Source organism: Halorarius halobius (genome assembly GCF_024298865.1).
Taxonomy (GTDB): domain Archaea; phylum Halobacteriota; class Halobacteria; order Halobacteriales; family Haloarculaceae; genus Halorarius; species Halorarius halobius.
Window position 1 is genome coordinate 902,066 of sequence record NZ_CP101161.1, and the last position, 19,155, is coordinate 921,220.

Consider the following 19,155-nt stretch of genomic DNA (forward strand, 5'->3'; position numbering starts at 1 on the left):
CGGACGTTCCGAACGACTATGACGAAGGTTAGCATCATCGGCGCGGCGGGGACCGTCGGTGCCGCGGCCGGCTACAACATCGCGCTCCGGGACATCGCGGACGAACTCGTGTTCGTCGACATCCCGGACATGGAGGAGAAGACCATCGGGCAGGCCGCCGACACGAACCACGGCGTCGCCTACGACTCGAACACGACCGTCCGGCAGGGCGACTACTCCGCGACGGAGGGCTCCGACGTGGTCGTCATCACGGCGGGCATCCCCCGGAAGGAGGGCCAGACGCGCATCGACCTCGCGGGCGACAACGCCCCCATCATGGAGGACATCGGCTCCTCCATCGCCGAGTACAACGACGACTTCGTCTCCATCACCACCTCCAACCCCGTGGACCTGCTGAACCGCCACCTGTACGAGGCGGGCGAGCGCGACCGCCACAAGGTCATCGGCTTCGGCGGCCGCCTCGACTCCGCGCGGTTCCGCTACGTCCTCTCCGAGCGGTTCGACGCCCCGGTCCAGAACGTCGAGGCGACCATCCTCGGCGAGCACGGCGACGCGCAGGTGCCCGTGTTCTCGAAGGTGCGCGTCGACGGCACCGACCCCGAGTTCTCGGACGACGAGAAGGAGGAGATACTCGGCGACCTCCAGGAGTCCGCGATGGACGTCATCTCGCGGAAGGGCGCGACCCAGTGGGGGCCGGCGACGGGCGTCGCCCACATGGTCGAGGCCGTCCTCCGGGACACGGGCGAGGTGCTCCCGGGGTCGCTCGTGCTCGACGGCGAGTACGGCTACGAGGACACCGCGTTCGGCGTTCCGGTCAAACTCGGCTCGAACGGCATCGAGGAGGTCGTCGAGTGGGACCTCGACGACTACGAGGCCGACCTGATGGACGACGCCGCCGAGAAACTCTCCGACCAGTACGACGAAATCGCGTAACCCCTTCCCCTTCTTCGCGTCGCGCCGCTGACCGGGTGACAACAGCCGCCGGCGGCGCTCTCGCCGCCCCGGGACGCCCTCCGCTACTCCTCGTCGCGGCCGCGCTCCGACGCCACCTCGTCAGGCAGGCGGGCGTCCGTGAACCCGGCCCACTCCTCGACGTGGGACCCCTGACTGCGTGACATGGCTCACCAAGTAGAATCCCCACCGAAGTATATAACGATTGTGCCGAACCCGGCTACGACCGGGGTACCGTGGCGCTACGGGAGTATCTGCTCGCCGTCGTCGTCGTACACCCGGATGGCGTCGACCGGACACGAGCGGGCGGCGAACTTCGCGTCGAGTTCCGCGCCCTCGGGCACCTCGCGGACGAACACCCCCTCCTCGCGTTCCTCGCTGTCCGCCAGCACCGCCTTCCCCGCCGTCTCGTCCTTCTGGAAGGCGTCCCACTCGGCGACGCACTGGAACATCCCGATGCAGGTGTCCCGGTCGTACTCGACTCGCATACGCGGACGTGACCGGGCACGGGCAAAGACCTGGCGGCGACCGACCGAACGGACGCCACCGGGAGCGCGCCGTGGTGCGACCATTTAAAAGCGATGAGGCGCTACCCGACCCCAATGGACGTCTCCGACGTGCCCGCCGTCCCGGAGTGGCTCCCCGCCCACCTGCGGGACGACGGCATCGAATCGCTGTACCCGCCACAGGCCGAGGCGGTCGAGGCCGGCGTCACCGAGGGGGAGTCGCTGGTCGCCTCCATCCCCACGGCCTCGGGGAAGACGCTCGTCGCCCAGTTGGCGATGTTCGCGGCGGTGAACCGCGGCGGGAAGGCGCTGTACATCGTCCCCCTGCGCGCGCTCGCCTCCGAGAAACGCGACGAGTTCGCGGCGTTCGAGCAGTACGGCCTCTCGGTGGGGGTCTCAACCGGCAACTACGACTCCGACGGCGAGTGGCTCGCCGAGAAGGACGTCATCGTCGCCACCAGCGAGAAGGTCGACTCGCTCGTGCGAAACGGCGCGCCGTGGATAGACCAGTTGGACTGCGTCGTCGCCGACGAGGTCCACCTCGTGGACGACCGGAATCGGGGGCCGACCCTCGAAGTGACGCTGGCCAAACTCCGGGGGCGCAACCCCGACCTGCAGGTGGTTGCGCTGTCGGCGACCATCGGCAACGCCGACGAACTCGCCGACTGGCTCGACGCCGCGCTCGTCGACTCGACGTGGCGCCCCATCGAGTTGCGCAAGGGGGTCCACTACGGGCAGGCGCTCCACTTCGACGACGGCACACAGGAGGAGCTACGGGTGAAGTCGTCGGAGAAGCCGACGGCCGCAGTCGTCCGGGACACGCTCGCCGACGACGGGTCGACGCTCGTGTTCGTCAACTCGCGGCGCAACGCCGAGGCCGCCGCCGCGCGGCTGGCGACCGTCACCTCCCGACAGTTGGACGGCGACGAGATGGCCGCACTCGCGGACGTGGCCGCGGACATCCGCGAGGTGAGCGACACCGAGACGAGCGACGACCTGGCCGACGCCGTCGAGAAGGGCGCCGCGTTCCACCACGCCGGCCTCGCGAGCGAACACCGCGCGCTCGTCGAGGACGCCTTCCGCGACCGCCTCGTCAAATGCGTCTGTGCGACCCCGACGCTGGCGGCCGGCGTCAACACCCCCTCCCGGCGGGTCGTGGTCCGCGACTGGCGGCGCTACTCCGGCGAGGCGGGCGGGATGGAACCGCTCTCCGTGCTGGAGGTCCACCAGATGATGGGCCGGGCGGGCCGACCCGGCCTCGACCCGTACGGCGAGGCCCTGCTGTTGGCAAGTAGCCACGACGAACTCGACGAGTTGTTCGAGCGGTACGTCTGGGCCGACCCCGAACCCGTGCGGTCGAAACTGGCCGCGGAGCCGGCGATGCGTACCCACCTGCTGGCGACCATCGCCTCCGGATTCGCGGACTCGCGGGAGACGCTGGTGGAGTTCCTCCAGCAGACGCTGTACGCGACCCAGACCCACGAGAGCGGCCGCCTCGAGACGGTGATGGACGACATGCTCGACTACCTTCGAGTGAACGACTTCGTCGAGGAGACCGATTCGGGACGGCTCAAGGCGACCGGGCTGGGCCACACCGTCTCCCGGCTCTACCTCGACCCGATGAGCGCCGCCACGGTCATCGACGGCCTGCGGGCGGCCGACGACCCCTCGGCGCTCGGCCTCTACCATCTCGTCGCCCGCACGCCCGACATGTACCAGCTCTACCTCCGGAGCGGCGAGCGAGAGGAGTACACGATGGAGGCGTACGAGCGCGAGGACGAACTGCCGGGGTCGGCGCCCTCGGAGTTCGAGGAGTCGCGGTTCGACGACTGGCTCTCCGCGCTCAAGACCGCCCGCCTGCTCGAGGACTGGGCCGACGAGACCGACGAGGACCGCATCACCGACCGCTACGGCGTCGGCCCGGGCGACATCAGGGGAAAGGTCGACACCGCCGAGTGGCTGCTCGGGGCGGCCGAATCGCTGGCCGCCGAGTTGGACCTCGGGAGCGCCACCGCCGTCCGGGAGGCGAAGAAGCGCGTCGAGTACGGCGTCCGCGAGGAACTCATCGACCTCGCAGGCGTGCGGGGCGTCGGCCGCAAGCGCGCCCGCCGGCTGTTCGCGGCCGGCATCCAGACCCGCTCCGAACTGCGCAACGCCGAGAAATCGGTGGTGCTCGCGGCGCTCCGGGGCCGCGAGAAGACGGCCGAGACCGTCCTCGAGAACGCCGGCCACCAGGACCCCTCGATGGAGGGCGTGACCCCCGACCCCGACGCCGCACCCGACGACGTGGACGACGACACGGAGACCGACCCGCAGACCGGGAGCGAGGACGACCAGTCGAGTCTGGGTGATTTCTGATGCGGCTGGTCGAGGGCGTCGCCGACGTGGCGGACGTCGACGCGTTCGTCGCGGCGCTCGACGGCGTCGGGGACGAGTACGGCGTGACGGTACAGGCGTTCGACGCCCGCTACGTGGTCTCGCGGCGGCATCTCGAACGGGCGGTGGAACTCGCCGACCGCGAGCGGTCGCGGGGGGAGGCCATCGCCCGCGACCGGGCGGTCGAGATACTGCTGTACGCCGCCGGCCGCCGGCAGATAGCCCGCGCGCTGGAGATGGGCGTCGACGAGGGGGAGACGCCCGTCGTCGTCCTGCTGGACGCCCCGGACGGCGGCGACGAGGCGGCCGCCGCCGACGCCGTCGCGGACCTGCTTTCCCCCGCCGAAACGCTCGGCGCCTACGACGCCGAGCGCGTCCGCACGTTCTTCGACATCGGCGAGCGGGAACTGGCGGCGACCGACGCGACCCTCGAGGACCTCGTGCTCGAGCGGGTGGCCCTGCTCGTCGTCGAGCGGTAGCCCCACCAGCGTTTTCACGTGCGGCTACGAAGTTCGAGGCCACCGATGAGCGACCGCGACCCACAGGAGAGCGCCCGCGAGCGGCAACGGAAGCGAGCCGAACAGGTCGAACACGTCCTCGAATCAGCCCAGGCCGACCTGGAGGGGGCCTACCCCGCCAACAGCGACGACCTCGTCGCCCAGTACCGGAGCTCCGAGTCGGACCTCGTCAACGAGACTGAGACGCTGGCGGACGCGCTGGACCGGCTGGCCGACGAGTACGACGAGTTCGACTCGCCGGCGGCGGCCCGCGACGCGCTGACCGACGAACTCGAACGCGCCGAGGAGTACGACGAGGCGTTCACCGACGACGTCCGCGAGTAGCCCGGAAGCTCTTGCTTCCCGACGGGAAACAGGAGGTATGGTCGCGCTGGACGACCCGGTGACCGTCGGTGGGGTCCGGGTCCCCAACCGCCTCTACCGTGCGCCCCTGCTGGAGTGTGCCGGCACCGGCGAGGGGGCCGTCGACCGCCTCGTCTCGGAACTGGAACCCGCGGCGGCGTCGGGCGTCGGCCTCCTGTTTCAGGGCGCGAGCGTCGTCACGGCCGAGGGGGGCTGTGCCGTCCCGAACATGACCCGCGTGGCCGACCCCGCGTTCGTCGCGGAACTGTCGCGGCTCACCGGCGCGGTCCACGACCACGGCGGCCGGATATTCCTCCAGTTGGCCCACGGCGGCCTGCGGAGCCGGTCGCTGTGGCACCGGGGGTACGACGGCCGACAGCTAGCCGTCTCGCGCCCCCCGGCGACGGTGCGGGCGCTCGACGCAGTCGGCCTGCTCGACCTCGACGCCGAGGTGCTGTCGACCGACGAGGTGGCCGACCTCGCCGAGCAGTTCGGGCGCGCCGCGGGCCAGGCCGTCGACGCGGGCTACGACGGTATCCACCTCTCGGGCGCGAACATGGGTATCGTCCAGCAGTTCCTCTCGCCGCAGTTCAACCGACGCGACGACGAGTACGCCGACGGGGTTCGCTTTCTCGAACGGATACACGACGCCGTCCGCGCCCACGCGGGAGACGTGCCGCTTCTGACGAAGGTGCCCGCCGAGACGGCCGCCCCGCCGTGGGTTCGCCGCCGGCTCTCGCGGGACGACGCGGTCGACGCCTGCGAGCGACTGGCCGACTACGGCTACGACGCCCTCGTCCCGGTCGAGGTGTCGACGTTCTGGGACACGAGCATCGTCAGGGGGGCCTACCCCACGCGGGCGTGGGCAGACGACGGCCTCCGGGAGGGGTACCGCGAGGCGTGGGGCGGGTGGTGGCGAGTCGTCGCCGCGCTCAACCGGTGGCAGGCACGCCGGTTCACGCGAGAGCCGGGCTGGAACGCCGGCCTCTGCCGACAGGTCCGCGAGCGGGTCGAGGTGCCGGTGCTCTGTGAGGGCGGCATCCGGGAGCGGGACCACTGCGACCGCCTGCTCGGCGAGGCGTGTGCCCTCGTCGGGATGGCCCGGCCGTTCTACGCGGAACCCCGCCTCGGGAAGCGCCTGCTCGACGGCGGCGAGCGGGCGCTGTGTCGGTCCTGTAACAACTGCACGGTGCCGCAGGTGACGGGTGCCGAGGGACGGTGTCGAACGCCTGACGTGGTCCGGGAACGCGCCCGTCTGGAGCGGGACGGGGAGTACGATTAGTCGGGGAGGTCGTCGATGAGGACGACGGCCTCGCCGTCGATGGCGACGTTCTCCTCGCCGGCGACGGTGGTTCGGAGCCGGTAGCGGCCGCCGCCGACGTCCTCGACCACCTCGACGGTGGCGGTGACGCGGTCGCCCAGCCGGACCGGCGCCTGGAACTCTAGGTCCTGAGAGAGGTAGATGACGCCGCCCGGCAGGCGGGCGAGCGCGGCCGAAACGACCCCCGCCACGAGCGTCCCGTGGACGATGCGGCCCTCGAAGCGGGTCTCCTCGGCCCAGTCGGCGTCGAGGTGGATGGGGTTGGTGTCGCCCGACGCGAGCGCGAACCGCTCGACGTCGGCCTCGGTCAGCGTCTTCGAGAACCTGACCGAGTCACCGACCTCCAGCGGGTCGCCGGCGTCGAGGTCGACCTCCCACCCGGGGAGGGCACCGCCCGGTTCGGGACGGTCGGGGTCGTCGTCCCCTGTCGTGTGTGAACCCATGTGACGCTGGTTTCAGCCGGCACGCTAAAAGCGTGCCGATTCGGCGGAGCTTGTAGTCACTGATTGCCAGTGAATGGTGTTCGATGGTTCTCATCACAACGCTTAACTGCCGACGACTGCTCTCTCAGGGCATGAGCGACGAGAACGACACGCCGGCGTGGCCGAACCCGCTCCGGGCGTTCCAGCAGGCGACCGAACAGGCGACCGAGCAGCAACAGCAGCTCCTTCAGGGGATGCTCGGCTCCGGTACGAACGCCATGGGGTCGCTGGGCGGCCAGCTCGGCGCGATGAGCCAGATGGCGACGTTCAAGACCCGCGTCCAGAGCGGCGGCCGCATCTCCATCCCCGACGCGGAGCGCGAGGCGCTCGACATCGAGGAGGGGGACATCGTCCAGACGGTCGTCATCCCGGTGAAGCGGAACCGCGACGACGACTGACCCTTCTCCGCTACCGGTAGGCGTCGAGCGTCGGGGCGTCCGCTCGGGATATCGAGAGCCACGCGTCGTCCCGAGAGACGTCAGCGATGAGGAAACACCCGTCGTCGACGGATGCCATGACCTCACCATGCCCGACCGCGCTTCCGGTGACAGCGGAGTCCGGTGCCATGCATGTGGATAGTTAACATGAAGTATATAAACGTGACGAATTGACAGGCCGATTCGGGTGGGTGGACGCACCTGACAGGTGGAGCATACCGCCAGACGGCGACGTTCCTTGTTAATTATCCTCACAGTTACTGAAATCTCGTTTTCACCCACCGGCAGATATTTTCGTCAGAAATCGAAAGGGCACCGTGGACGTATGCAAGACAAAGGCGGGGAACAGTGCGGAAAACAGAGACTCCGAGGGATGTGGCGGAGTGACAACGGTAACTTTAACCACATCCGGTAAATACGGCAACCCGGAATGACAGACAGTAACAGCGTTTCACGACGTCGCTTCCTGCAGGCGACCGGTGGTGCGGCAGGTGCCGCGGCGCTCGCAGGATGTACCGGCGGTGACGGAACTCCGACCCCGTCCCCCACCGAGGACGACGGCGGTGACATGGAGGAGTCCCCCACCGCGACCGAGACGGAAAGCGAGATAAACAAGGGCGGCCAGCTGGAGCTGATCAACTCCACGATCACGACGTTCGACCCCATCAAGGCCACGGACACGGCCTCCGGGCGGGTCATCCAGCAGGTGTTCGACGCCCTGATGAACTACCCGAACGGTCAGACGGGGGTCGTAAAGCAGCTCGCCGACTCCTACGAGACGAACGACGACTTCACGACGTACACGTTCACCCTCAAGGACGCGACGTTCCACAACGGTGACAGCGTTACTGCGTCCGACTTCGTCTACTCGTGGGAGCGGCTCGCCGCCTCCGACAACTCGAACCGGGCGTACTTCATCCTCGACTCGATGGGCGTCCAGCACGAGACGACCGAGGAGGGGACCTACGAGTCCGGCACGCTCGCCATCAACGCGGTCGACGACAGCACCCTCGAGATCAACCTCGAGCAGGCGTTCGCGTCGACGCTGTCGATGCTGGCGTACACCTCCTTCGCCGCGCTGCCGGAGGGCATCGTCGGCGACATCCAGGGGTACGACGGCGAGATGGAGTATCAGGAGTTCGCCACGTCGAACCCCATCGGCGCGGGGCCGTTCACGTTCGACGTCTGGAACCAGGGCGAGGGCGCTCGCGTCACCCGGTACGACGACTACCACATGGAGCCGGCGTACCTCGACTCCGTCCACTGGGCGGTCATCGAGGACCCGAACGCCTCCTACCAGTACGTCCAGAACAAGAACGCCGACAAGTTCGGCATCCCGACCTCGAAGTACGACCCGGGGAAGGTCACCATCGAGCGCACGGACGACATCGGCCGGAAGATCGGTACCTACGGCCCGCTCCAGAACGGCGAGACCGTCTCGTACGCCCGCGTGCCCGAGGTGTCGACGTACTACTTCGCGTTCAACACCCAGAACGTGCCGAAGCCGGTTCGGCAGGCGGTCGCGTACGCGACGAACCAGCAGGAGTTCGCCAACCAGGTGTTCAAGGGCCGCGTCGCCCCCGGCTACCACCTGACTCCGCCGCTCATCTACCCCGGCGGCGGTAACGCGTACACCGAGCACGCCGAGAGCAGCTACCCCTACGGCTACAACCAGGTCCAGCTGGACCAGGCGAAGCAGGTCATGGAGGACGCCGGCTACGGGCCGGACAACCAGTTCGAGATGACGTTCACGCACTACGTGAGCGACACCTGGAACCAGATGGCCCAGATTCTCCGCGACCGGCTCGGCGCCGCCCACATCCAGATGAGCATCGAGCAGGCGGAGTTCTCGACGCTCCTCCAGCGCGGCCGGAACGGCAACCTCGAGGCGTACACCCTCGGGTGGATCGCCGACTGGCCCGCGCCGGACAACTTCCTCCAGCTCATCTACCCGCCGCGGACGGACACGTCCTCGTCGGGCCCGCTGACGTACACGAACTGGGACGACGTCGACAGTCAGGCCAAGACCAACGCCAAGGAGGCGTTCGAGACGGTTCTCAACAACCGTCAGCCGACCGAGTCGGCCCAGGAGACGCGCAACGAGGCGTACGTCACCATGGAGGAGGCCAACTGGGAGGACGTCATCCTCGTCAACACCTTCCACGGCGTCGGTGAGCCGATGCACTACGACTGGACGCACATCCCGCTGCACGGCGCGATGGGCCCCAGCCGCATGATGCACCACCGCACCTGGAAGGACGCCGACGCGCCGACCAACAACTAATCGGCCGCCTCATACGGTCGAGACCCATATTTTTCGCACCGCCGCCACGAACGAGCGGGGGGCGAGAGAACGAAAGAGATAATTGCCGTAAACAGCAATCAAGCAGTAGCCGTATTAATAATGAGTGACCTCGACACACAGGGAGGTGAGCACCTGTGAGCCGGTGGAGCTACTTCGTCCGGCGGGTACTCCTCGCGATACCCATCCTGGTGTTCTCGACCTCCATCACTTTCCTAATCATTCGGGCGGGCCCTATCGACCCCGTGTACGCGATTCTCGGGCAGAGCCCCGACCCGCAACAGTACCACGAAATCGCCACCTCCATCGGCATCGAGAAGGTCGGTCCGGCGTCGGCATGCGCCGAACCGCCGTGTTACGTCTCGGTGCCGCTCTGGCAGCAGTACGTCGACTTCATCACGGACCTGTTCACCCTCGATTTGGGCACGTCGTGGGTCATCAGTCCGTCCACGTCGGTGTACGAGGTGATGGCCTCCCGAGCACCCAAGACCATCTGGCTCGGCTTCTGGTCGGTGCTGGTGGCGCTGTTCATCGGCATCCCGCTCGGCTTCTACGCCGGGCTGAACCCGAACACGCTGTCGGACTACTCGGCGTCGTTCGGCGGCATCGTCTGGCGTGCCATGCCGAACTTCTGGCTGGCCGTCATCCTGTCGGGCGTGCTCACGCAGTCGGAGAACCTGTTCGGCTTCGCGTGGGAAGGGTTCCTCGTGCAGACGCCGGGCGTCATCGGCGCTCCCGACCTGAACACCATCTACCAGCCGCTGGAGAACGGGGTCTCCGTGAGCGCGCTCCAAGCGTCGCTGATGAACCTGTTTGCCGCCATCAAGTACATCCTCCCGGCGGCGCTCGTGTTGGGTTCCTCGTCGATGGGCAACGAGATGCGTATCGGCCGGACCGCAGTGCTGGAGACCATCAACTCCAACTACGTGGAGACGGCGAAGGCGAAGGGGCTCGGCCCCCGGACCATCGTCTGGAAGCACGTGTTCCGGAACGCGCTCATCCCGCTGGTCCCCATCATCACGGGCGAGGCGTTCCTGCTCATCGGCGGGAGCGTCCTCGTCGAGAGCGTCTTCGGCATCAACGGCATCGGCAAGCTGTTCTTCGACAGCGTCACCTCGGGTGACCTCCCGCTTGCGGGCGGGCTCATCTTCATCTTCATCCTGCTGACGCTGTCGCTGAACATCATCCAGGACCTGCTGTACACGCTCATCGACCCGCGTGTGGGGTACGAAGACTGACAATGAGTAGAGTATCAGACGACACCGAGGAAGTACCGCTCCGACAACGAATCGCCGAGAACCCGCGGCCCGCGCTGATATGGTTCGCCGGGTTCGCCGTGCTGTTCGTGCTGGAGGCGGGCGCGATGTTCCAGTTCGTCGGCGAGGTCGCACGGGCACTCGTCAGCGCCATCCCGGGTCTCAGCTTCGACCTCTCCGGGTTCGTCGCCTTCGCCGAGCAGATTCCGACGCTGCTGTCCCGTGACGTCATCCCCAACCAGGGGTACGACGTCAACGGCGTCGACCGGCTCATCGAGACGCAGACCGGCGACACGAACTACGTGTTCAACGGGCCGTGGGAGGGCACCTTCCTCGACCTCTCGCCGAAGTACGCCTGGCTCATCCGGGTCGTGCTCATCTTCGCGTACTCGTTCGCGTTCGCCTACTGGATGCTCCGGGGCTACTTCGTGTTCCGGGAGCACTACCGCTACGCCGACTGGACGCCGCGTGACGACGTGGTCAACCGACTGCGCCGCCACCGCTGGGGCCAGTTCGGCTTCGTCATCGTGTTCATGTTCCTGACGCTGGCCATCTTCGCGCCGGCGCTCGGGCCGACCACCGTCGAGCAGAACATCCGTAGCCCCTACGAGCACCAGGTCACGTACTTCAACGAGGACGTGGGGGAGGTCCAGGAGATATCCGTCGGGTCGGCGAACCTCGCGGCCGCCTCGAACGGCGCCGGCGGCCAGAACACCGGCCCGTGGCAGTACGACCAGTACTCGCGGTTCCATCCGTTCGGGACGTTGCCCACACCAGGGAAGGACCTCTTTACCTTCATGGCGGCGGGGTCACGCACCTCGCTGTTCATCGGGCTGACGGCTATCGGCATCAGCGGCTTCTTCGCTACCGCGTTCGGCCTGCTGACGGCCTACTACAAGGGCCTCGTGGACCTCGCGGTGGTCGTGGCGGGTGACTCCATCATGACGATTCCGCAGTTGCTGTTGCTCATCCTCGTGTCGGTGGTGTTCTCCAACCACTGGCTGTCGAACATCTACAACGGGGGGTTGCTAATCGCGTTGATATTCGGGTTCACGGGCTGGCCGTTCCTGTGGCGGTCGGTGCGTGGCCCGGCGTTCCAGGTGTCCGAACAGGAGTGGGTCGACGCGGCCCGCTCGTACGGACAGCGCGCGAGCGCGACGATGCGCAAGCACATGCTCCCGTACATCGTCGGCTACCTGCTCATCTACGGGTCGATGACCATCGGCGGCATCATCATCGGCACGTCGGCGCTGTCGTTCCTGGGGCTGGGGGTCAACGCCCCCACCCCCGAGTGGGGCCGCGCCATCGACATGGGCCAGGGGTACGTCGCCACCCAGTCGTGGCACATCAGCTTCATCCCCGGCATCCTCATCGTGCTGGTCGTCACCGCATTCAACGCGATGGGCGACGGCATCCGCGACGCCATCGACCCGCAGTCCGAGGGCGGCGAAGCCGGTAGCGAGGTCGCCGCCGCCGGGGGTGGTGGCGGATGAGCATGGAAGCGCCCGAACGCGAGACCGACGAACAGCCCGTGTTGCAGGTCGAGAACCTGCAGACGGCGTTCTTCACCGACAAGGAGGTCATCCGCGCGGTCGACGGCATCTCCTTCGACATCCGCGAGGGCGAGACCGTCGGCATCGTCGGCGAGTCCGGTTCCGGGAAGTCGGTGACGGCCCGCTCCATCATGGGGCTGGTCGACACCCCCGGCCGCATCCTCGACGGCTCCTCCATCGAGTTCAAGGGCGAACAGCTGGTCGGCAAGGCGGAGCGCGACTACCGCCAGCTCCGGGGTTCGGGCATCGCCATGATATTCCAGGACCCGCTCACCTCCCTCAACCCCGTCTACACGGTCGGGAACCAGATAAAGGAGGCCCTGCGGCTCCACCAGGGGCTGACCGGGAAGGACGCCACCGACCGCGCAGTCGAACTGCTGGAGGCGGTGTCCATCCCGGACGCCCAGCGGCGCGTCACCGAGTACCCCCACCAGTTCTCCGGTGGGATGCGCCAGCGGGCGGTCATCGCCATGGCGCTGGCCTGCGACCCGGAACTGCTCATCTGTGACGAGCCGACGACGGCGCTCGACGTCACCATCCAGGCACAGATTCTCGAGTTGCTCCAGGACCTCCAGGAGGAGCGCGGGCTCTCCATCATGTTCATCACCCACGACATGGGTGTCATCGCGGAGATTTCCGACCGCGTGAACGTGATGTACGCGGGCGAGATGATAGAGAAGGCGCCCGTCGAGGAGCTGTTCGACAACCCCAAGCATCCGTACACGCAGGGGCTACTCCAGTCCATTCCCGGCCGGCATCCGGGCGAGGACCGGCTCCGAACCATCGAGGGCGACGTGCCGACGCCGAACGAGCCGGCGGAGTACTGCCGGTTCGCGCCGCGGTGTCCGGAGGCGTTCGACGCCTGCGATGCGGTCCATCCCGTCAACGTGAGCGTGGGTGAGGAGGCGGACGACCACACCGCCGCCTGCCTGCTGTACCCCGACGAGATGAGCCGCGAAGACGCCGTGGAGACGCACCGTGCACGCGACGCCACGTCGCAGTTGACCGATCCGACGGAGGGTAGTGAATGAGCCAGCAGATACAGCGCGAGGCCGCGAGCGACGAGGACCTCCTCGTCGAAGTGAACGGCCTCAAGACGTACTACGAGGAGGGTGGACTGATCAACGACAACCCGGTGAAGGCCGTCGACGGCGTCGACTTCGACATCCGTCGCGGCGAGACGCTGGGGCTGGTCGGCGAGTCCGGCTGTGGGAAGACCACGCTGGGCCGGACACTCGTCCAGCTCGAGGACGCCACCGACGGCGAGGTGCTGTTCGACGGCGAGGACATCACCACCCTCTCGGGGTCGGACCTGAAGGAGTGGCGCCGGAACGCCCAAATCGTGTTCCAGGACCCCGAATCGTCGCTCAACGACCGGATGACGGTCGGCGAAATCATCCGCGAGCCGCTCGACGTCCACGGCTGGCCGAACCTCGCGGTCCGCGTCGAGGGCGGCGACGCTACGGTCACCGGCGACGTACAGGAGGCCGGCGCCGACGCCGACGGCCGCGACATCGACATGACGCTTCGGCTGGAGGGCGACGGCTACGAACTGTCGATCCGCGACGGCGTGCCGCTGTCGACGGGCGACCTCGACGTGTCGGTCGACGCGGGTGGTGGCACCACCGTCGACATCGGGGTGAACAAATCGAAGGGCCGGATGCGCCGCCAGCACGTCCGTGACCTGCTGGAGACGGTCGGCCTTCGCGAGGAGCACTACTACCGCTACCCCCACCAGTTCTCCGGCGGCCAGCGCCAGCGGGTCGGCATCGCCCGCTCGCTCGCGCTGGAACCGGAGTTCGTCGTGCTCGACGAGCCGGTGTCCGCGCTGGACGTGTCGGTGCAGGCGAAGATACTGAACCTTCTGGAGGACCTTCAGAACGAGTTCGGACTGACGTACCTGTTCATCGCACACGACCTCTCGGTGGTGCGGCACATCTGCGACCGCGTGGCCGTGATGTATCTCGGCAACGTCATGGAACTGGGACCGACCGAGGAGCTGTTCGAGGACCCCGCGAACCCGTACACGCTGTCGCTTCTGTCCGCGATTCCGGACCCGGACCCGACGGACGAGAAGAACCGCATCACGCTACGCGGGACGCCGCCGAGTCCGCGTGACCCGCCGACCGGCTGTCCGTTCACCACGCGGTGTCCGGCGAAGATCCGGCCGGAGGCGTACCGCGACATGGACGACGACCTCTGGGAGGCGCTGACCGTCCTCCAGGAAGTCATCCGCGAGCGGGCCACCGCCGACCGGTCGCTACGGGAGATTGCCAAGGAGATGCTCGGGATGGAGACGCGCTTCTCGGACATCACCGAGATAAACGAGGAGGTGTTCGCCGACGTCGACGTGCCAAGCGACATCCGCCAGCACGTCGACCACGCCGAGGAACTCGTCGCCAACAACGACGAGAACGAGGCGCTGGAGTATCTCCTCGACGAGTTCGGGAGCCAGTGTGACGCGGAGCGACCCGACCACCACGAGGTGAGCGACGCCGGCCGCATCTCGCTGTGTCACCGCCACGAGGGCGGCCACGACCAGCCGGGGGCGATGTTCGCCGACGTGTTCGACTCCTGATGGCGGGGCGGCCGCCGCGCTGGGCGTTGCGGGCGCTCGACGGCCTCCAGTACGGGGTCGCGCTCACGCTCACCGTCGCGGCGGTGGCGACGGCTGCGCCGTACCTGTTCGCGCTCGTCGGCGTCGGCGCCGACTCGCTGTCGGGGGTCAACCCCGTGCTGTCGGTCCAGTACGTGCTGTTCTTCGGCGGGTTCGCCGCGATGGCGCTGGGTGCGCTGAAACTGCGGCCCGACGCACCGTACAAGGAGAACTCGCGGCTCACGCTGTCGATGTCGAACACCGGCGCCTCGACCGACGGCGGATTCGCCGAGCAGGTGGCGGACCTGCCGCCGCTTGGCCGGTACGACCCGGGGGAGGGCGAGCGGCTCTCGGGCGGCGGGCGCCTACTCGTCGCCAGCGGCGTGATGCTCCTCGCCTCGTTCCTGCTGGAGCGGCTGTTCATCGTGGGGCTGTGAGTCGCCGCACCGACAGATACAACCCCGCGGACGCCCCAACACCGGCAAATGGTCGAAACCGGAGACGAGGAGGTCGACTACGCCGAGCGCATCGCGGCGAACGCCGACGTCCTGAAGAACGCGTGGGAGGAGACCATCGAGGACATGAAGGCGATGGCCGCCGACATGGAAGAGGACGGCTGGGACGCCTTCTACGTGGCCGCCGGCGACACCGCTCCCGAGCATCCGGAGGCCGGTGACCCCGACCGCTGGGGGCTGGTCCACGTCATCCCCGACAACTACGTCGACGGGTTCGAGGAAGCGTTCGAGACCGGCGAGTTCCCCGAGTACGACGTGTTCCGCCAGGAGGCCAGCGGCGAACTGTTCGGCGTCACCCTGCTGACGGACCCCGACAGCCGGACCGCCATCCTCATCGCCTGGAACCTGCGGCTCCACGACGCGACGCCGCTGGTCAACAAAGCCCGCAGTGAGGAGGCGATGTACAGCCACGTCCAGACGCTGGACGGCACCGTCCACGGCTCGTTCGAGCACGACGCCCCGGAGAAGTTCTTCCCCCGCTTCGAGGAGTACGAGGCCTACTTCTCCGCCGACTACGACGCCCTCGCGGACGACGACGCGTAACGGCCACGGACGCCAGTTCTCGACCCCCACGTGGTTCCCACCCGCGAGTCACCACTCACGACTCACCGCTCGAAACGCCCAGTAGTTATAAATAACCGGTATCTACCGGAGTAAATTCCAACCCATAACCGGTGTAGGAACGTGACGTATGCTACGCGGAAACACACGAACGCTCGTATCGTTGTTCGTCGCGCTGACGGTCGCGCTGTCGATGTTCGCCGGGCCGGCCGCGGCGGCCGACGGCGACGCCGGCGTCGTCGTCGAGGGTGACTCGGACGGCGCGACGGTGACCGTCACCGCGAACAACCAGACGCAGTCCATCAGTCTCCCGCCGTCCGACAGCCCGAGCCCGCCGAGTCTTCCGGGGCTCCCGCTGGCGTCGACCAGCGCCGACCGGAACGTCGACGTGACCGTCGAAGGTAGCACCGACGGCCTCGTCGTCACGGTCGCCGCCAACGGTCAGGAGCGAACCATCCGTCTCCCGCCGGAGGGCGCGCCGAGTCCACCGAGCCCCGCGACGACGGCCGCCGACCGGAACGTCGACGTGACCGTCGAAGGTAGCACCGACGGCCTCGTCGTCACCGTCGAGGCGAACGGGCAGGAGCGCACCGTCCGCCTCCCGCCCGAGGACAGTCCGAGTCCGCCGAGCCTCCCGCTGTAGTCCGGTCCTCCGACCCGACGCTTTCTCGCACCGACGCCGCCGAAGTGACACTACGGAGCGCCGCCCGACACCGCTCGCGACAACGTGGCGCTCCCGCCGGTCGCACCACGCGCTCCAAGTGCAAGGACTTAGTACCGGGAACGGGTGAAATGGGGTATGAAGGTCGCTGACGCCATGACGCCGCGCGAGGAACTCGTGACGGCGACGGTACCGGGTACGCGTGAGGACGTGCTCGACCGACTGCAGGACAACGAGTTCTCCTCCATCCCCGTGGTGAAGGACGGCGAGGACGGCGAGCAGTTCCGCGGACTCGTCTCGCGGGAACATCTCATCGAGGAGCCGAACGAGGACCAACTGGCGCTACTCGCGGAGGAGGTCGAGTCGGTCTCCTCGACGGCGGACCTCCGCGACGTGGCACAGGTCATCGGGTCCGCCGGCCAGCGGCGCGTCCCCGTCGTCGACGACGGCTCGCTCGTCGGCATCATCACCATCACCGACGTGGTGCGGGCCATCGCCAACGGCGACGTCGACGCCGACAGCGACGTGGAGCCGCTGGCGAAGCACGCGGTCAACTGCGTCTACCGCGACACGCCGCTGACCGTCGCGGAGCGGGAACTCGCCTACGCCGACGAGGCGTACGGCGTCGTCCTCGACGGCGAGGGCGCCCCCGAGGGGATGGTGACCGAGGTGGACATCCTCGACGTCGCCCGCATCGTCGAAGGCGAGGAGTCCACCGGCGACGCCATCGCCGACGAGGACGACGACTGGAAGTGGGAGGGCATCAAGGCCGTCGGCTCCCGCTATCTGCCGACCCGGAACGTCGAACTCCCTGCGGAACCCGTCTCGTCGTTCATGACCGAGGGACTGGTCACCGTCTCCGGGTCCAGCGGCGTCGTCGAGGCCGCACAGCTGATGATATCGGAGGACATCGAGCAGATTCCGCTGGTGAACGGCGACGAACTCGTCGGCATCCTGCGGGACACGGACCTGCTGGAGGCGCTATGAGCGAGGGCGAGAACACGGAACTGGAAGCGGTCGCGGAGCTCGCCAAGCGCCGCGGCTTCTTCTTCCAGTCGTCGGGCGCGTACGGCGGCGTCTCCGGGTTCTACACCTACGGTCCCGAGGGTGCGGCGCTGAAGCGCAACCTCGAGGACGCGTGGCGCGACCGGTTCGTCACCCGCGAGGGCCACATGGAGGTGTCGGCGCCGGACGTGATGCCCGAACCCGTGTTCGAGGCGTCGGGCCACCTCGACGGCTTCGACGACATGATACTCGAGTGCCCCGAGTGTGGCGAGTCCCACCGCGCGGACCACCTCGTCGAGGACAACTCCGACGTCGAGGACGCCGAGGCCATACCGATAGAGGAGGTCCAGGAGATGATAGCGGACCTCGGGCTGACGTGTCCGACCTGCGGCGCGGACCTCGCGGGCGAACCCGTCGAGGAGTTCAACCTGATGTTCGAGACGAACATCGGTCCCGGCTCCTCGCAACCGGGCTACCTCCGCCCGGAGACCGCACAGGGCATCTTCGTGGAGTTCCCCCGCCTGAAGGAGTACGCCCGCGGCCAACTGCCGTTCGGCGTCGCGCAGGTGGGCAACGCCTACCGCAACGAGATATCGCCGCGGCGCGCCCTCGTCCGGGTCCGGGAGTTCACGCAGGCCGAGTTGGAACACTTCATCGACCCCGAGGAGGACGAACCGCCCATCGAGCGGGTCGCGGACGTGGAACTCCCCCTCTACTCCGCGGAGAACCAGAACGGCGAGGGCGGCATCGAGTACCTGACCGTGCGGGAGGCGCTCGACGAGGACGTCGTCGGTAGCGAGTGGGTCGCCTTCTACCTCGGGCTGGCGAAGGGCTGGTACGAGCGGGTCGGCGTCGACATGGACCGATTCCGCTACCGCCAGCATCTCTCGGGCGAGCGGGCCCACTACGCGGTCGACTGCTGGGACGCCGAGGCCGAACTCGGCGGGGACTGGGTCGAGATTACGGGGTTCGCCTACCGCTCCGACTACGACCTCTCGAAGCACGCCGCCCACAGCGACGGCGACTTCACGCTGTTCAAGCAGTACGACGAGCCGAAGACCGTCGAGCGGCCGACCGTCGACCCCGACATGTCGGTGCTCGGTCCGGAGTACGGCGACGTGGCGGGCGACATCCGCGAGGAACTGCAACTGCTCGCGGAGCGTGACCCCGAGGCGTTCGAGGCCGACACCGTCCAGGTGACGGTCGACGGTGAGGAGTACGGCGTCGACACCGATGTGGCGAACTTCGCCGTCGAGGAGGAGACGGAAGCGGGCGAGCATATCACGCCCCACGTCGTCGAACCCTCCTTCGGCGTCGGCCGTCTCGTCTACACCGTCCTCACTCACGCCTACGGCGAGGACGAGGTAGACGGCGAACGGCGGTCGTACCTCCAGGTGCCCACCGAACTCGCGCCCACGTTCGTCTGCGTCGCGCCGCTCGTCTCGAACGACGACCCGCTGGTGGAGCGGGCCGAGTCGGTCCGCGAGCGCCTGCGCGAGGCGGGGTTCGAGGTCGACTACGACGACAGCGGCTCCATCGGCCGCCGCTACCGCCGGCAGGACGAGGTCGGCACGCCGTTCTGCGTCACCGTCGACCACGAGACGCTGGAACGCGACGACTACGACGCCGAAACGGTAACCCTGCGGGACCGCGACTCGACCGAGCAGGCTCGGGTCCCGGCCGCCGACCTGCCGGAACTGCTCGCGGACCTGCAGGCCGGCGACGCGACGTTCGACGCGCTTCTCGACCGCGGGGACGTCCACCGCGTGTAGC

Annotated in this window: 19 protein-coding genes; 16 read left to right on the forward strand and 3 right to left on the reverse strand. The window is 68.0% G+C overall.

Translation table 11 applies throughout. From position 1 onward, the window contains the following. The first annotated feature begins 18 nt into the window (after window positions 1-18). Window positions 19-933, forward strand: a complete 915-nt coding sequence (gene mdh, locus NL112_RS04885) for a malate dehydrogenase (protein WP_255151508.1) — start codon at window positions 19-21, stop codon at window positions 931-933. 260 nt (window positions 934-1,193) lie between these two features. Here mdh and NL112_RS04890 read toward each other — a convergent pair whose 3' ends face one another. Next, window positions 1,194-1,439: a ferredoxin gene (locus NL112_RS04890; protein WP_255151509.1), complete on the reverse strand. Its 246-nt coding sequence runs from the start codon at window positions 1,437-1,439 to the stop codon at window positions 1,194-1,196. Window positions 1,440-1,553: 114 nt separating this feature from the next. Here NL112_RS04890 and NL112_RS04895 point away from each other — a divergent pair, with 114 nt between their 5' ends. From NL112_RS04895 to NL112_RS04910, 4 genes are read left to right on the forward strand one after another with little or no spacing between them, the layout of a single operon-like run. Beyond that, window positions 1,554-3,815, forward strand: coding sequence for an ATP-dependent DNA helicase (locus tag NL112_RS04895; RefSeq protein WP_255151510.1), 2,262 nt, complete (start codon window positions 1,554-1,556; stop codon window positions 3,813-3,815). Then, window positions 3,815-4,312, forward strand: a complete 498-nt coding sequence (gene cgi121 / locus NL112_RS04900) for a KEOPS complex subunit Cgi121 (RefSeq protein WP_255151511.1) — start codon at window positions 3,815-3,817, stop codon at window positions 4,310-4,312. Before NL112_RS04895 ends, cgi121 begins: the two co-directional genes overlap by 1 nt. Before the next feature lie 45 nt (window positions 4,313-4,357). Further along, window positions 4,358-4,675, forward strand: a complete 318-nt coding sequence (locus NL112_RS04905) for a DUF5789 family protein (protein ID WP_255151512.1) — start codon at window positions 4,358-4,360, stop codon at window positions 4,673-4,675. A 37-nt stretch (window positions 4,676-4,712) separates the two neighbouring features. Further along, the gene (locus tag NL112_RS04910) at window positions 4,713-5,975 is read left to right on the forward strand and encodes an oxidoreductase (RefSeq protein ID WP_255151513.1); all 1,263 of its coding nucleotides are present in this window, start codon (window positions 4,713-4,715) and stop codon (window positions 5,973-5,975) included. Here the strand turns inward: NL112_RS04910 and NL112_RS04915 are convergent. After that, window positions 5,972-6,457, reverse strand: a complete 486-nt coding sequence (locus NL112_RS04915) for a MaoC family dehydratase (RefSeq protein WP_255151514.1) — start codon at window positions 6,455-6,457, stop codon at window positions 5,972-5,974. The two genes, NL112_RS04910 and NL112_RS04915, sit on opposite strands and share 4 nt — an antisense overlap. A 131-nt stretch (window positions 6,458-6,588) precedes the next feature. Here NL112_RS04915 and NL112_RS04920 point away from each other — a divergent pair, with 131 nt between their 5' ends. Beyond that, window positions 6,589-6,894 (forward strand): AbrB/MazE/SpoVT family DNA-binding domain-containing protein, encoded by a 306-nt coding sequence (locus NL112_RS04920; RefSeq protein ID WP_255151515.1) that lies wholly within the window; start codon window positions 6,589-6,591, stop codon window positions 6,892-6,894. A 10-nt stretch (window positions 6,895-6,904) separates the two neighbouring features. Here the strand turns inward: NL112_RS04920 and NL112_RS04925 are convergent, their stop codons facing one another. Next, a complete protein-coding gene (locus NL112_RS04925; RefSeq protein ID WP_255151516.1) occupies window positions 6,905-7,063 on the reverse strand; it encodes a DUF7556 family protein in 159 nt (52 codons plus the stop codon). A 300-nt stretch (window positions 7,064-7,363) separates the two neighbouring features. Here NL112_RS04925 and NL112_RS04930 point away from each other — a divergent pair, with 300 nt between their 5' ends. The 10 genes from NL112_RS04930 to glyS all read left to right on the forward strand — a co-directional run bounded on the left by NL112_RS04930 (window position 7,364) and on the right by glyS (window position 19,154). Then, window positions 7,364-9,217, forward strand: coding sequence for an ABC transporter substrate-binding protein (locus NL112_RS04930; protein ID WP_255151517.1), 1,854 nt, complete (start codon window positions 7,364-7,366; stop codon window positions 9,215-9,217). Between the two features lie 155 nt (window positions 9,218-9,372). Beyond that, complete coding sequence (locus tag NL112_RS04935) at window positions 9,373-10,473, forward strand: ABC transporter permease (protein WP_255151518.1); 1,101 nt, start codon at window positions 9,373-9,375, stop codon at window positions 10,471-10,473. Between the two features lie 2 nt (window positions 10,474-10,475). Then, window positions 10,476-11,984 (forward strand): ABC transporter permease, encoded by a 1,509-nt coding sequence (locus NL112_RS04940; protein ID WP_255151519.1) that lies wholly within the window; start codon window positions 10,476-10,478, stop codon window positions 11,982-11,984. Further along, window positions 11,981-13,075 (forward strand): ABC transporter ATP-binding protein, encoded by a 1,095-nt coding sequence (locus tag NL112_RS04945; RefSeq protein ID WP_255151520.1) that lies wholly within the window; start codon window positions 11,981-11,983, stop codon window positions 13,073-13,075. The genes NL112_RS04940 and NL112_RS04945 overlap by 4 nt, the downstream gene beginning before the upstream one ends. Further along, on the forward strand, window positions 13,072-14,622 hold the full coding sequence (locus NL112_RS04950) for an ABC transporter ATP-binding protein (RefSeq protein WP_255151521.1): 1,551 nt from the start codon (window positions 13,072-13,074) through the stop codon (window positions 14,620-14,622). The genes NL112_RS04945 and NL112_RS04950 overlap by 4 nt, the downstream gene beginning before the upstream one ends. Further along, entirely contained in the window at window positions 14,622-15,077 is a 456-nt protein-coding gene (locus tag NL112_RS04955; RefSeq protein ID WP_255151522.1) for a DUF7555 family protein, read from the forward strand. Before NL112_RS04950 ends, NL112_RS04955 begins: the two co-directional genes overlap by 1 nt. Window positions 15,078-15,125: 48 nt before the next feature. Then, on the forward strand, window positions 15,126-15,698 hold the full coding sequence (locus tag NL112_RS04960; protein WP_255151523.1) for a DUF7529 family protein: 573 nt from the start codon (window positions 15,126-15,128) through the stop codon (window positions 15,696-15,698). Between the two features lie 148 nt (window positions 15,699-15,846). Next, window positions 15,847-16,359 (forward strand): hypothetical protein, encoded by a 513-nt coding sequence (locus tag NL112_RS04965; RefSeq protein ID WP_255151524.1) that lies wholly within the window; start codon window positions 15,847-15,849, stop codon window positions 16,357-16,359. A 156-nt stretch (window positions 16,360-16,515) separates the two neighbouring features. Beyond that, window positions 16,516-17,364 carry a CBS domain-containing protein gene (locus NL112_RS04970; protein WP_255151525.1) on the forward strand — a complete coding sequence of 283 codons (849 nt, stop codon included), beginning with the start codon at window positions 16,516-16,518 and terminating at the stop codon, window positions 17,362-17,364. Beyond that, window positions 17,361-19,154 carry a glycine--tRNA ligase gene (gene glyS / locus NL112_RS04975; protein ID WP_255151526.1) on the forward strand — a complete coding sequence of 598 codons (1,794 nt, stop codon included), beginning with the start codon at window positions 17,361-17,363 and terminating at the stop codon, window positions 19,152-19,154. The genes NL112_RS04970 and glyS overlap by 4 nt, the downstream gene beginning before the upstream one ends. The last annotated feature ends 1 nt before the right edge of the window (window position 19,155 follow it).